The organism is Pseudoramibacter faecis (assembly GCF_036289405.1).
GTDB classification, from domain to species: domain Bacteria; phylum Bacillota; class Clostridia; order Eubacteriales; family Eubacteriaceae; genus Pseudoramibacter; species Pseudoramibacter faecis.
The window spans coordinates 15,017-29,042 of sequence record NZ_JAYFFI010000005.1; the positions used below are offsets into that span (position 1 = coordinate 15,017).

Annotated in this window: 9 protein-coding genes; 1 reads left to right on the forward strand and 8 read right to left on the reverse strand. The window is 49.8% G+C overall.

The genetic code is table 11. The annotated features are described in order from the left end of the window. Nucleotides 1–25: 25 nt before the first annotated feature. From V3C63_RS05325 to V3C63_RS05355, 7 genes are all read right to left on the reverse strand, one after another. Nucleotides 26–2,749, reverse strand: coding sequence for a DEAD/DEAH box helicase (locus V3C63_RS05325; protein ID WP_329886775.1), 2,724 nt, complete (start codon nucleotides 2,747–2,749; stop codon nucleotides 26–28). Beyond that, entirely contained in the window at nucleotides 2,746–3,675 is a 930-nt protein-coding gene (locus V3C63_RS05330; protein WP_329886776.1) for a HamA C-terminal domain-containing protein, read from the reverse strand. Before V3C63_RS05330 ends, V3C63_RS05325 begins: the two co-directional genes overlap by 4 nt. Before the next feature lie 22 nt (nucleotides 3,676–3,697). Further along, the gene (locus V3C63_RS05335; protein WP_329886777.1) at nucleotides 3,698–6,790 is read right to left on the reverse strand and encodes a type I restriction endonuclease subunit R; all 3,093 of its coding nucleotides are present in this window, start codon (nucleotides 6,788–6,790) and stop codon (nucleotides 3,698–3,700) included. Next, the gene (locus tag V3C63_RS05340; RefSeq protein WP_329886778.1) at nucleotides 6,790–8,178 is read right to left on the reverse strand and encodes a restriction endonuclease subunit S; all 1,389 of its coding nucleotides are present in this window, start codon (nucleotides 8,176–8,178) and stop codon (nucleotides 6,790–6,792) included. The genes V3C63_RS05335 and V3C63_RS05340 overlap by 1 nt, the downstream gene beginning before the upstream one ends. Then, the gene (locus V3C63_RS05345; RefSeq protein ID WP_329886779.1) at nucleotides 8,178–10,214 is read right to left on the reverse strand and encodes a type I restriction-modification system subunit M; all 2,037 of its coding nucleotides are present in this window, start codon (nucleotides 10,212–10,214) and stop codon (nucleotides 8,178–8,180) included. The genes V3C63_RS05340 and V3C63_RS05345 overlap by 1 nt, the downstream gene beginning before the upstream one ends. Nucleotides 10,215–10,299: 85 nt before the next feature. After that, nucleotides 10,300–10,509, reverse strand: coding sequence for a helix-turn-helix domain-containing protein (locus tag V3C63_RS05350; protein WP_329886780.1), 210 nt, complete (start codon nucleotides 10,507–10,509; stop codon nucleotides 10,300–10,302). Next, nucleotides 10,502–11,359: an NBR1-Ig-like domain-containing protein gene (locus V3C63_RS05355; RefSeq protein WP_329886781.1), complete on the reverse strand. Its 858-nt coding sequence runs from the start codon at nucleotides 11,357–11,359 to the stop codon at nucleotides 10,502–10,504. Before V3C63_RS05355 ends, V3C63_RS05350 begins: the two co-directional genes overlap by 8 nt. A gap of 665 nt (nucleotides 11,360–12,024) precedes the next feature. Here V3C63_RS05355 and V3C63_RS05360 point away from each other — a divergent pair. Next, entirely contained in the window at nucleotides 12,025–12,543 is a 519-nt protein-coding gene (locus V3C63_RS05360; protein ID WP_329886782.1) for an RNA polymerase sigma factor, read from the forward strand. A gap of 570 nt (nucleotides 12,544–13,113) precedes the next feature. On the opposite strand, the gene V3C63_RS05365 is transcribed toward V3C63_RS05360, so the two are convergent. After that, nucleotides 13,114–13,977 carry a patatin-like phospholipase family protein gene (locus V3C63_RS05365; protein ID WP_329886783.1) on the reverse strand — a complete coding sequence of 288 codons (864 nt, stop codon included), beginning with the start codon at nucleotides 13,975–13,977 and terminating at the stop codon, nucleotides 13,114–13,116. Nucleotides 13,978–14,026 lie beyond the last annotated feature (49 nt).

Consider the following 14,026-nt stretch of genomic DNA (forward strand, 5'->3'; position numbering starts at 1 on the left):
TTCAATCCTCCTTGCCGTATGTTTTTCAATCATTTTCACTATTGACTTCAAAGATCTCCGGCGAGTTCTGCCGTATATAGATAACCTCGTTACGGACATCCGTGTTGCCGCAATCGGCAAGAGCCGGACTCAGCTTCAATTCTCCTGTGCTCCCATCTTTGATAACGTACTCACGATGGTCTTTTATGTAGCGAGCTGATTCTCTGGAGAACCCGCTCCTCTGTAACAGAACCGTGAGTGGATTTGTTGTCCCATACTCCACGAATTCATACCAGTTGTTTCTGTCCAGTGCCGCATCGCCTTTAATCTTTCGATATTCGTTCGAGAAGCGGAGGAAATAATTTGCAATGCTGTAGAGGATGATATTTTCTATTACTTCAAGTGTGTCTCCAAATACAGCATTATGATCCACATCGGACTTAGGATTGTATGTAGTTGGAGGGCCATACTTGTTAATCCAAAATGGATATGGATTTTGAGCATGATACTCCAGCGCTCTGTTCATAATGAATTTCAGGCCGCCGCCTTCCATCCATTGGCAAAGGATTACAGCATACCAGCGCCTGAGTGAATCCTTGCCAAGGGTGCTGGACTCATACATATCCCATCTGAATACATTAGCAAGTTCATTAAGGAAGCCAAGTACATCTTGATATCTGAACTTTCCATTGACCAGCTCAGGATAGTGAAGGGAATTGACCTTTCTCTTGATAGCAGCAATGAGACGAGACGTCTGATCAACAGATGTGTTGATATCGTCATCAGGCTGCACAACGGCATCCTTGAAAACCTCGCGTATATGCTCTTCATCGGCCGGTGTAAGGAAATCCTTAAATTCTCGTCGAACGAGAGTGTCTCTGTCGTTGACGATATCGCCTTGGAGAATAAGCGCAAACTTGCGCATCATCTGATAAGACTCTTCAGATTGCGTTGTCGAGTCGGTTTCACGTTTCGGAATTTCTGATTTCCCACTTTTTAATATCTCAGCAACGTACTTCTTTTCGATGGGCCTCAGCACCTTCGGATCGGTGGCAATGGACAAAGATTGCGCGGGTATTTCCTGCTCAAGCATGCGGACGTAATCATCAGCTTTTATCTTGCTGTCCTTCTCGGAAACGAAGAACACATTCCCGTAGAGGTTAAAACTGATTCTTCCGACACGGCCAATCAGATTGCGGAAGTCTATGGCGTTCATCTCACTTCGTGCTATCTTGTTCTCCATAATGAACAGGTTGCCCGCTGGAAGGTTAACGCCCTCGAGCAGCGTACTTGTGCAGAACATGACCGTGATATTTCCGGATTGGAAAAGCTCCTCGATTCTCGCTCTTATTGAAGCTGGCAGATAACCGATATGGTAGGCAATGCCATAGCGAACCATGTCGGCGAGATAGTACCATTCATGGACTTCTTCCTTGATATCCTTTGACAGGGATTCCAGGAGCGGATCGTTTCTGGAACCATATCGTTTTATCATCTCATAGAAGGCATGAGCGGCATCAACCGCTTTGTCCCGGCCGTTGTAATAAACGATGCTCTGCTTGCGCATGTTGCTGGGCATTCTGCTGTTTTGCGCTTCAATGGAAAGCAGAAAATCATTCAACCCAATGCCTGCCATACTGACATTAGCTACTTTGATTCTGCTCTGACCATCTATGGCGTGTTCGTTGTACACCTCAATCTTTCCGTTTTGAAGATCTACAAGGAATTTTATCTGTACAACGGGAGAATAGGTGATAGCCAGGGCATTTTCGTCGCCCTCGCCAGCATTCAGCATCAGCCTCAGATAGACGCCGGGATTCGGTATGTTGGGTGATGCGAAAATGAAGTGAGGCTTCTGCTTCCGATGAAGGAGCATGTCGACGACCTTGTAATAGAAAGGTGCACGGCTGTTCTTACCGGATAGTTTATGTGCTTCATCGATAAACAGATAGTCTAAGTCAAAGCCGGGTTTAGCTATCAAAAGATACAGGAGCCTTTCCGGAGTCATGACAAGGATGAAGTTTTTGTTCTCCTCCTCCAAAGCTATATCGCTGGCGGCGGTCACTACGCTGTAGTTGTTTCCCGACAGGTAGTTGACTTTTTCTGTGTTCTTTTCTCCTCCGAGATCATCAATGACTTTCGCGCGCACTTCATTTATCAGAGCCTTTGTCGGGACAATGAGCGCGTAGTTCTTGTGCGCACCATTCATGATCTCGTCCTTGATGAACATGCGCATAATAAACGATTTGCCCATCGAAGTCGGCGCTGAATAGCTGAAGCAGTCGTCTGTCAGGTGGTCATAAGCGATTTTCTGTGCGCCGAAAAAATGCTCGCCCGGTTCAGCCGGGATAGAGAGGTATTCGTCGCGAAACTGGCTGAAGATTTCCTCAAGCGCGCTGGGCTCGGAATAATCCTTGTTCACCAGTTGGATTCCCTTATGGTTCCCAACGCTTGAAAACACATCTCCGGCGTAAAGCTTAACAAGCGAATCGCCCGGATAAAGCTCGTTCATCAATATGACTATTTCCTGCGCCCATATTTTATGCGAGTCTGCTTTCTCAGAATCATTAGACTTGGCGAGGATGTCCGCAAATCTCAGGACATCGGCTTTTTCCTTATCGTTAAACAGTCTGGCATAACGTTCCGGGTCGATGTCAAATACACTCATTCCATATGCTTTAAGAAGCTTGCTATACAATTTCCCGAGATACGCATTGCTGTCAATATTGGAGAAGATGGCAGACCCGAGTGTTCTTTTCTCTTTATTCATAGGTCGACATCTCCCTCCATGACATGCTGCATGATGGCACTCCGCTCTTTTTCAGCCCGATTCAGGGGAAGCGTAAAGAAGTAAAATGAGTGATTCTGTAAATTATTGCTTCTAATCTTCTCAGCGATGTACTCCTCATGGGCACTGATATCGCGGATCATTTTCCGATGCATGCGTTCACGGAACTGCGCGTCACTATAGCCATCCGGATTTAATCCGAGCGAATATCCGAGAAACACACCGAAAGAAATCTCATAATCAGCATTTCGATGTTCTTCTGGAATAATGCAGCTTGTCAGAACCTCGAGGTCATCCTCTTCAAAGAAACGATCCAGAGCAATTTTCTCAACAATGAGCAGTTCATCGTCCTCATGAGAAGCGATATGTTCTATTTTTTGAAATGCTATGTCTATTGCGTCCTTGATGTTGCCTGTAACGCTGGATGCGCCGAAAACCATCTGGTTCGAGAGAATCTTGTCGCCGTCCTTGCACAGAAAATGGATGCCATCCGTTTCGCTGGCATATTGCGCCGCATCCGTACTGAGTTCAATTTTGCTGAGAAGCTTATACGCCTTGAGTTTCTCCTCCAGAAAAGCGTAGACCATGATTTCACCGAGCGTTTCTCCTGCATCGATATTTCTGGCCTTCGCGCTTTTTCTCATTGCTCTCAGTGCCTGTTGTGTTACGACATCGGCGTTTCCTGCTTTCTTATAATTTTCCTGCTTCGCGCGGGAGAATACATACTGCCCGATATTGAGCATGGTGAATTTCTCAAGATCGGATGTCTTGATATTTCCACTCCGCACATTAAGGCAAAAAAAGCGCAAAGAACCTGGGTGGAGCATTCCATTGATGGTTTCGGAATGCTTCACCTCTGTAAAGTAATCGTCAAAAGTCTTGTCCTTTACAGTCTTCGATAACTCCACGCCTTATGCCTCCTGGCTGAAATTACTTATTTGCCGAGCTTCCGTCCTTTTTCCCTCCATAAGGTACTTGATCCTCAGCTACCATTCTGTAAGAAGAAGTCAGATCATCCGTATAGCTGTATCCCTTGGACTTTCCCTTCACGAGTTTCGGCGACTCCTCCGGCATTTCATACGGCTTGCCCTCCTTGTTATAAGTTAGATTGAAAACCATATTCGTCAGCCACTTCTTGAAAGACGGATTGTCCTGGAACTGCTTAAACAGCTCCATGTTGTCCGCCATGATGGAAAAGATGACCTTCTGCAGGGCGCGTTCGCTTTCTGTGCGGGCTTCCTGTTCGTCGGAATTTTTCATGGCGTTCTGATACTTCTCATCGCGGGAAACCATGGCCGGAATCTGAAGGATCTGCCGCTGCACGTTGTCGGCGTCATTCCACTGGATATTGCCGAACATATCATTGAAGTCAGAAATAATCTTTGACAGCGGATCCATTTCCGGTTCTACGATATGGCCGACCTTTCCGGCGGGTACGGGAGCGATTTCTGCGTCCTCGTCCTCAAGCTTGATGGAGATAGCCTCCTGTGCCTCGTTTCTGTAACTGTCCAGGTCAACTGCCTGAAGGATGCCCTCGGATAGATCATCCTCGCGCGGTGACGGCAGCTTCGGTATCAGTAAAGTCAGGAATACAGACAACTTCTCCCAGTCTACATTCCCGTAGGGCAGGATAGAGCCGAGAAAACCATATGTGCGCACGAATGACTTCGCCGCGCTCTTGAACTTAATCTGGTCGTCTGTTTCCAGCTCATTGTAAATAGCAACGCATGGATCAAGCACCGGGTCAAGCCGGTCACGCTCCGCACCGCCGAGGAACAGGTCGACCACGTGCTGCACGTCATTCTCATCGTACACCTGATAGCTTTCCATCAGACTGATGAGGTCATATAGCTTGTTCGGGTCGGTCTCACCGGAAAGAATGGTTGTCCGGTAGAACTTCGAGAAGGCGTCCTCGATGGTTTTCGTCTTGTTGGCAAAGTCAAGGACATACACTTCATCCTTGCCGGGGCACGCCCGGTTCAGGCGGGAAAGCGTCTGTACCGCCGCAATATCATAAAGCGGCTTGTCTACATACATGGTCTGGAGCAGCGGCTCGTCAAATCCCGTCTGGAACATATCCGCGACAATCAGAATCCGGTACGGGTCTTTCTTAAACTCCTTCGGAATCTTCGCATCTGGAAAACCGTTCATAGCAGCGGAAGTCAGTGCCGGTTCATTGCCGTTGTATTTGTGCTCGCCAGAAAAAGCGATAATCGTCTTATACGGACTGTGCCGCTCCGACAGGCATTTGTTGATTGCATAGTAGTACTCGATACATCTTGGAATGCTTGCCGTCACGACCATGGCGCGGGATTTCCCGTTCAGCTTTTTCTTGGCGATGATCTGCTCATGAAAATGCTCCACGATCATGGCAGCCTTTTTCGCGATAACGTCCGAGTTGCCCTCGACAAAGGCACGGAGCTTTTTCTGCGCCCGCTTCTTGTCGAACATCGGATCATCCTCGACTTTTTTGGCGATCTTGTACCAGCTGTCAATGGTTGTGTAATTCTTCAGCACATCCAGAATAAAGCCCTCCTGAATGGCCTGTTTCATTGTATAAACGTGGAACGGGCGGTGTTTTACCACGCCGTCTTCCTCATAAGGCGTGCCGAACACTTCCTCGGTCTTGTTCTTCGGTGTGGCGGTGAAGGCGAAATAACTCGCTGTCTTGACAAGCTTCCTGCCCTCCATGATGGCGTTGATCTTGTCCTCATTGTCCATCTCATTATCGGAAGCCAACCCGGAAAGCGCGAGATTCATATTCGCCGAGTTGCGCCCGCTCTGGCCGGAATGCGCTTCATCAATAATGATGGCGAAATGATTCCCAATATGTTCCTGACCGATTTCCTGCGAAATATACGGGAACTTCTCTACGGTCGTGATGATAATCCGCTTGCCATCCTCGATGGCCTTCTTCAGGTCGCCGGAATGCTGCGCCCACACGACCGTGTTCTTCACCTGCATGAACTGCTTGATCGTGTCACGGATCTGCTTATCCAGAATCCGACGGTCGGTCACGACAATAACGGAGTCAATCATAGGCTTTCCGTCTTTTGTGAGCCCGATCAGCTGATGGGCAAGCCAGGCGATGGAGTTGGACTTGCCGCTGCCCGCGCTGTGCTGAATCAGATATCGCTTGCCGACACCATTCTCTTTTACGTCCGCGAGGAGCTTCTCCACACAGTCCAACTGATGATAACGCGGCCAGATCTGCTTGACGCTCTTCTTATGCGTATCCGGGTCTTCCTCGGTCACGACCTGCGCGTAGTTCTCGATAATGCGGGAGAGCTTCTCCTTTGTCAGGATGTCCTTCCACAGGTAATCCGTCATGATACCGTCCGGGTTCGGCGGATTCCCCGCGCCATCGTTGTATCCTTTATTGAACGGCAGGAACCAGCTGTCCTTTCCGGCAAGCTTCGTGCAGAACTGAATCGTCTGATCATCCACAGCAAAATGCACGGCGCAGCGTTTGAAGGAAAACAGCAGGTCTCGCGGGTCACGGTCTTCCTTATATTGCTCCACGGCGTCAAACGTGTTCTGCCCGGTGAAGTGGTTCTTCAGCTCGATTGTGATGACCGGCAAGCCGTTAATGAAAATGCACAGGTCAAGAGCGAGCTTCGCCGCGTCTGACGAATAGCGCAGCTGCCGCGTCACACTGAAAATATTCTTCTCGAAATCCTTCTTCGACTGCTCGTTGCCCTCGCGCGGCAGGAAGTAGAACATGATAAGATCCGCCGGATAGACCTTGACGCCGTTGCGCAGCACGTCAATGATGCCGCGCCGTGTGATCTCTCCGGACAGGCGGTTCAGGAACTGCCGCCTTTTCTGGTCGCTCTCGTTTACCTTGAGCTTTGCCATCTCGCGAGGCTGAGTGTCATTCAGGAAACGGAAGAGGCGGGTCTCGTCAAGGGCGTATTCCTTGTTGTAGTCGTCATTCGTTCCCTGCTCATAGCCGTTCTGCTCCACGAGCCAGTTCACAATAAGCGTCTCAAAGCCCTTCTCGGTCTTGTCTGTAAACGCCATTACGCATCCTCCTCCCCGTCAAAGTCCTCGGTATCGCTTTCTTCGTCTTCCTCGCAGTCGGCATCGTCCGCTGTTTCGTTCACGTGATCGTATTCGGGAATGGGGATGTTGCGAACATCGACCTTCCCCGTGACGACGTCGGAGATCGTCACAGATTTCAATTCCTTCAATGTTTCAATTTTTTCTTCGCTAAGTTGTATCGCGTTATCAATCCCAGCGCAGAATGAATCAAGATATGCGGCGATTTCCCGTTGTTCAGCCAATGGAGGAAGTGCCACTAAAATATCACCGATTTCTCCCGGCTTAATATGAACGACTTTCAGCTTGAACTTTCCAAAACTTTTTTGATTCTGTGCATAGGTACTATTCAGAGCATAATTCAAGAACTTGGCGTCTTGTGAATGGCTGGCTACTATGATATCTCCTCCTGCCAGACATTTATCCTTGCCAAGATAGACTATGTTCTTGCCGATTTCATCAACAAGCTCTCCCGTACCCGCAAAAAGAATATCACCATATGAGATGAATTTCGGTGACTTCACTCTTTCAAGGTTAGTCCTTGTGGATGTCTCTTCAAAGCCATAGTCATATTTCGAGTATATTTCTCCATACCGGATACACTGTATATTCCCATCTGCTATTACATCATCTTTTGTAATGCCGCTGCCCTTAGAAATTGAATCAGCTATGGTTTTGAATTTCAGCACTTCCCAACTGTTCAGAATTTTGCCTATCCATTTAATACCAGAATCTTTTAGCGTAGTTTCCGAGTGTACGCCCGTAGTCACAGCCCTATTAATTGTACTTTTCTTCAGCTCCTCCAGTTCCCGTATCTCCCTGCGGCGGATTCCGATCAGCTTGTTTATCTCCGACACCTTCCAGTCGAGAAAGCGCACGATCTGATCCTGCTCGGCGCGCGGCGGGACGGGGAGCTGGATCGTTCTCATTTCGCTATAACGAGTAGTCCAAAGATCAGCAACAATTCCTCTGCCGTTCCGATAATATTCTTCAGAAAAGCGGTAGTTTCTCAAAAGGTAATGTATGAATTCAGAGTTCAGTTCACTTCTCGGTGTCAGCACAAGGTTAATCAGAGATACCGAACCATCCAGGCTTGACACACCGCATGAGCCTTTTCTGTCAGAGCGGCTGTTGATAACAAAATCCCCAGCTTTTACGAGCTTGCGATTGTCCCCATCATTTGACTTTGCGGCATGCTCTAATTGCGGAAGGATGCCTTTTTTCGTTACCGAGAGCGGCGCATAGTCCGTATCGGAGACTTTTGTCTTGCGCTCCGTAAAAAGTGCGTCTATTTTTCTTAGTTTCCAATGCTCCGGCAACTTGGGTATCCATGAAACGCCAGTTTCTACCATATCTGTATATCCCGCCATCACTCCAGCCCTCCGACAATTTCATCCATCACGCCGTCAGACTCTTTTTCCAGTTCCCGCAGGGAGGCGAGGATGTCTTTCATGTCCCGCAGCTCGACTGGCTTGCAGAAGTACTTCGTGAAGCTCACCTCATAGCCGGTTTTCGTCTTGCTCTCGTCCACATAAGCGTCCGGCGCGTAGGGCTTGACCTCGGCATCGATAAAAGCGTCGATGCCGCCGTCATAGGAGAACGGGATGTTCTCAGTGTCCCGCAGGTCGGGGTCTGCTTCGTCACAGACTTCATTTGCATCCAGGTCGGTCACGGTGATGTACGGGCGGATTTTCTTCAGCTGGCCTTTTTTCAGTCCGGTCGCGTCCGCAAATTCGTCCCAGTCGTCAAGCGGCGCGGTTTTCGCGGCTTTTGCCACGGCAGCGCGCACTTCGGCAAGCTCGGAATCTTTCTTAAAGAGCTTCTTACCCTTGTCGTCCTTTTCCGGGATTTCGTTATCCGGCAGGACCCTCAGGCGCAGCGGGCGGTCGACCGTCACGTTCCAGTAGCCGAACTCGCTGTTGTCAAAGATCATGGAAACGTCGCTTTCCTCCATATCAAGGAAAATGCGGACAATCTCCTTGCGGATCTCCGGCGTGAACTCGCAGTTCTTGTTGCCCATGTTCTTGCGCAGCGGAGACTTCATGCCGGACGCGTCAATCAGCTGGATTTTGCCCTTGCGGCGTTCTTCTTTCTTGTTGGAAAGCACCCAGATGTATGTGCCGATGCCGGTGTTGTAGAACATATTGTCCGGCAGGGCAATGATTGCCTCCACCATGTCGCCCTCGATCATGTATCGGCGGGCGTTGCTCTCGCCGCTGCCCGCGTCGCCCGTGAACAGGGACGAGCCGTTATGCACCTCGATAATGCGGCTGCCGATCTCGGTGTCGGTCTTCATCTTGCTGACATTGTTGAGCAGGAACAGGAGCTGCCCGTCGCTTGTGCGCGGGATCATCTTCAGCTCCTCGCCATCCTCGGTATAAGTATTGAAGCGAGTGTCGAGAATATCTTTCTTGCCGTCCCCGCTCGACATCTTGTCCGCATCCGTCTTCCAGCTTTTCCCGTAAGGCGGATTGGAAAGCATGAAGTCGAACTGGCGGGTGGGATTACCGTCAAGGGAGAGCGTGGAGCCATAGGTAATGTGCTCGGCCTCCTCACCGTCACCCTTGAGCAGCATATCCGCCTTGCAGATGGCATAGGTCTCCGGGTTGACCTCCTGACCGTACAGATGGAGCGACACATTCTTTCCTCGCCTTTTCGCAAGCGTATCAAGCCGCGCCTGCGCAACCGTAAGCATTCCGCCCGTGCCGCAGGCTCCGTCATAGCAGGAATACGTAGCGTCCTTGATCTTGTCTGCAACTGGGATCATAGCAAGATCTGCCATCAGTTCCACAACGTCGCGCGGTGTCCAGTGTTCGCCGGCTTCTTCGTTGTTCTCTTCATTGAATTTGCGGATAAGCTCTTCAAAGATTGTACCCATGCCATGATTATCAAGGCCTAGTAGTTTCACGATGGTCTTTTCTGCGTCCTTATAAACAGGTTCCGGACTCAGGTTAATGTCTGAAGAGGTGAACTTTTCAATGACTGCACCGAGGATATCCGCATCGACCATTTTCTTGATCTGCGTACTGTTGAATCCGAACTTATCGAGAATTTCCTGCACGTTCGGCGAAAACCCGTCCAGGTAAGCTTCAAAGTCCTTCTGCAAGGTCTGTTTCTTGCCCTTTGCTGTCAAGTCCTTCAGGAGAAAAGGAGAAGCGTTGCAGAATGCTTGTCCCGCCGCATTGCACAGCGCGGGCCACTGGTTGGCAATCTCCGCGGCATCCAGCTGTTTCTTCATCGCAAGCACATCCTGTTTTGTTCCCTCAAGCATGGTGTCAAGCCGCCTGATGACCGTCATAGGGAGAATGATGTCACGGTATTCACCACGCCTGTACACGTCGCGCAGGCAGTCGTCCGCGATCCCCCAGATAAAACTGACTATCGAATTGTATTCCTGATTATCCATCTAAGTGTTCCCTCCGTACCGGCAATCCCTTCTGCCGGTTTTTTTATTTTATCTGATCCGCTGTCCAATAGTCAGGACTGCACGCTTAGTTTTGCTCCTTGTCGGTGCTTTCCTCGGCGGCACCTCCGGAGCGAATCCACTCGTCAACTTCGCTGAGCTTGAACTTCCAGAGCCGACCGACCTTGTAAGCGGGCATGTTGCGTTTGTTAATCCACTGCATAATGCTTTCCCGCCCTACGCCGAGATATTCCTGTACCTCTTTGAGCGTTGACCATTTTTCTATGTTCTTATCCACGTTCGTCTCCTTCTTCTGTGTCCTGGAATGCTACCTGAATCCTAACGTTAAAATCCCATCGCTTGTTCGGAAAGCAGTTATTGCCGTTAGCGTCCTGCATTTCCCACTTGCAGTCATAATTACCTTCAAAGCCGCGGGCATCAATGTCTGTGGCTATTTTTGCAAATCCGCCCGGCGCCGTATCTGGTATGGAGATGACCGTGAGGATGGGTCTTGGATGTATCTCACCCTGATTCATAAGCACAAGTTGCCGATTCTGCCATGCCACTTTTCCGCAGTTCTGCATTTTCCATTCATGATGGATGAGCTCATAGCAGTCTGCGTCATGGGTTCTTCCTTCAAATTCGACAAGAACATCATCACCCTGATATAGCGGCCCTTTAATATCTGATGCTTTAACCTGCTCACCATTGAGCAGGGACTGGTATGTACCCCAGACATCAATGTCTACATCTTCCTGATCTTCAGTAATAAAGCGGCTGAACTGTATTGCCAGGGCTCTGGCGAACTTTTCCCTGTCTGCTATCACACCTATAGGGATACCGAACCTTGCCATGCAAGCTTCGAAGGTATCCATGTTCAGATTCGCTTCTATATATTTCGCCAGCCCTTCAAGGTCTATTGGATTAGGGAACTTCTGCTTTATATCTGGAGTGATCGCCTGATTGAGAGCGTACCGTCGTTCCTTTTCAAGATAACGGTTCGTCTGGTGATGCACATTCTCAGACAGAAAAAAATACCGGTTTCCGGCGGCATTGAACATCTTGACGATATAGACACCTTGATTCTTCTGATTATCCAGAAAGTCATACAGGCCACCCAAAAACTCATAGCTCTTAATGCCAACCACCTCCCGGCGCCTGAAAAATACCTGATCCGCTACCTACGCTACCTGATTTCTATCCTTCTGCCTGTTTTCCACTACCTAACGCCTACCCGACAATAAGGGCAGTTGTTCGAAGGGACCCTGAAGACAACAAAAGACAGACTCTAAAAACAATTATACGAGCTTCTTATGAATAAATCAAGCTGATAAGAGTTACAAGGCTGTTAACAGGAATAAATCGACAAAAACAAGCAAAGACGGAGGTGAAAAAGTGACTCACAAAGATAAGGAAATGTGGCGTATCAACATCGAGAACGACGCTGACATAGTTTGCTCCATGTATGGATGTGAGACAGCTACTTCAGTATTCCACAGATACGACGCTACCTGTTTCGATAATCTCAGCCCTTCCTACTACGAGGAAGTTTTCGGGGATCTCGAACTGATGATCAATGACAATTAAGCATTCTTCGCCCTGAGCAAGGCATAAAACTACTCGCCGCCATAGCGGTTCACCCCGGCATGCAGAGGTGGTCCGAGCTGCTCTGGCGGTCACAAGTGAATATGCAACACTAGCTTACGGACATAGCTGGCCATTCGAAACAGGTTCATTCCCGTTTCGGACAGGTCAGCTATGCCTTTTTGCATTTTTGCCCTTCCGGCTCGGGAACGACCGGAAAGGACAAACAATGCAAAACAAAGACAATCATCTTAATCCCAACCGTATCTACATCAAGTCCGAGCACAGGTGGATTGACGTCAGCGAGGACTACTACCGCGACCACACTCGATTCCGTGACGCGTTCCGCAAACGCCACCAAGAGCATGGGCAGTGCGTCTGCCCGAGAAGAAAATTCTGGCTGTGCGACACGGACTGCGCGAACTGCGAATTCAGGCGCGCCGGAGACATGCTTTCTCTTAATTACGAAGTTGAAAACAGTGACGGTGAAACCTGCACACTCGGTGACATAATCCCAGACAACGCTCCTCTTATCGCGGATGTCCTCGCCGACAAGGACGAACTGGATCAGCTCATCAAGCGTCTGCAGGAACTGATGCCGGAGGCTATAAAGATCGGTAATCTTCGTCTGGAGGGTCTTTCCGATGAGGCCATCGCCGACATCATCGGGATCAAACGGACAACCTTCCGTTCACGCCTGGATAAGGTAAAAGAAACGCTTTCCAAAGAATTCCCCGACTGGTTCTAATCGTCTGCTCCGGCTGCCTGCCCAGGTGGCCGGAGCTTTTTTCAAAATTTCTTCTCTTTCCTTCGTCAAAACGGCCGCCTCGCCTCCAGTGGGAAGTGTAAGGAGCACGAACTCAGGATGCTCCGGATTGGAGGTAGCGATGAACAAGACACGCAACAGAAGCCCGGCAGACATGGAGGTGATCGCAGTTCTATTCGCGATCAGTCACGTGTCAGTCAGGCTGGCAAGGAATCTGACCATCCTTGCCGCAGACAGTCAATCCGAGGAAGGAGGAAAAGAGAATGTCAAAAATGGCCGATCTGGATCAAACCATCAAAGACCTGCGCGATGCCGCCGCTATTATTAATGACGCGGCAGACTAGCTCGCCCGGCAGTTCTCCGGGTTTAATATAGATTTGAACACTACACCAAAAATGAACGAGTCGACGAAAGATCGCGCCTTGCCCTTTGCTTCTATTTCATCTGTTGTTGCCATCCCATTCTCGCTTTCTTAAATGCTCGTTGTTGATTGAATGATCCCATCGCCGCGAAGCAAACCAAAAGAACCATCGGATTCCCCGATGGTTTTAATCATTGCCACTTTTCGATAAAGGCGGGAATCGCCGCCGCATCGCGCAGCCCTTTTTGATACAGCGCTTCGGAGGCTTCCGGCGTTTTGCCGAAGGTCTTCATCCCGGCAATGTCATCCGGTGCCACAATGAGCGCGCGGCCATCCTTCTCCAGCGCCAGGGCACGGCGCAGTTCGCGGTTGTAAGTTGCCGCGCGTCTGGCAAAGGCCCGCGACGCGCTGCGAAACTGCCGGCGCATCAGTCTGGCCTGGCGACGGTCGTGCACATCCGTCCTGAAATAATGCTTCGGCCGGGTCAGAATCACCACCACCGCATCACAGCCATCGGCAAAGGCTCTTGCGATCGGCATCGGATCCGAAATGGCGCCGTCATAATAAAATCGACCGTTCAGCGGGAAAGGCCTGCAAAACACCGGCACCGAACAGCTCGCCATAATAATCCGGTAATCATCCTGAGCCATAGCTTCCTTGCCGAAATAAACCGCCTGCCCCGTTTCGGCGTCCGTCGCCACGATCGTACAAGGTGCGGGGTTAGCCATCAGTCCGGGGAAATCAAGCGGATACTCGCCATCCGAATTGGATAAAGTCCCATAAACATAGCGCAGATCAATCACCGATCCGGTGCGCGCGAACACGCCCAGACTCGAGTATTCCTTTCTCAGGCAATAATTCGTGTAGTATTCGTGGTTGCGGCCGCGCTGACCGGCCAAAAAACTCGTGACGTTGGCACTGCCTGCCGAAATGCCATAGGCCGCATCAAACTGCACGCCCAAATCCAAGCACCGGTCGAGAACGCCGGCGCCGTACACGGCGCGCTGTCCGCCGCCAACGTCGATCACGCCGATTTTTTTTACTCTTGCTTTCAAGATATACTTCTTTCTAGATATCGCTTTGCCCGCACGACAAAGTTTTTAA